Origin of the sequence: Lentibacillus kapialis, assembly GCF_014646635.1 — a bacterium.
Lineage (GTDB): Bacteria > Bacillota > Bacilli > Bacillales > Amphibacillaceae > Lentibacillus > Lentibacillus kapialis.
In genome coordinates this window covers 1-524 of sequence record NZ_BMNQ01000147.1, presented here as the reverse complement: position 1 = coordinate 524, position 524 = coordinate 1, and the positions used below count along the sequence as shown (strand labels likewise).

The following is a 524-nucleotide window of genomic DNA, read 5'->3' as shown; positions in this document are numbered from 1 at the left end:
TCTACGTGCAAATATCCCTGAAAGCCCTCTAGAAGTCGCCGGGGATGTTTGCCAGCTCGGCTTTGCTGATAATCGTACAGGACGATTGGCACATCAGCCTGCCCGGAACGATACAACCACATGTAGGAAGTCGACGTTGCGGGCCGTTCCGGCTCGGATAAGACTTGTAATGTTGTCTCATCTGCGTGTGCAATGTCCAGCTTCAATAATCGGGCATGCATTTCGTTGTAAATCAGCTCAAGCCAGGTATTGGCGCCGTACATCATCCAATTGGCCAGTGTCTGGCGCGGGATGAATACCCCAAAACGCTCCAGGTGTTTCTCTTGTCGATACAGGGGCATGCCTTCCACATATTTTTGTGTCATGGTGTAGGCCATAGCGGATGGCGAAGCCAGGCTACCGGGAAATACTGGTTCTGGCATCTCCGCTGTCACGATAGGTGTTTCGATTTCATGGTGTTCGCAGTAGCGACAGCTATATACGTGGCGTACGTGCTCCACGACTTTTACTTGTGCAGGAATGAC

General features: G+C 51.5%; 1 protein-coding gene. It reads right to left on the bottom strand.

Annotated features, from left to right (window positions below; translation table 11 throughout):
- A partial coding sequence (locus IEW67_RS18030) for an IS66 family transposase (protein WP_188634445.1) occupies positions 1-524 on the bottom strand: 524 nt, incomplete at both ends.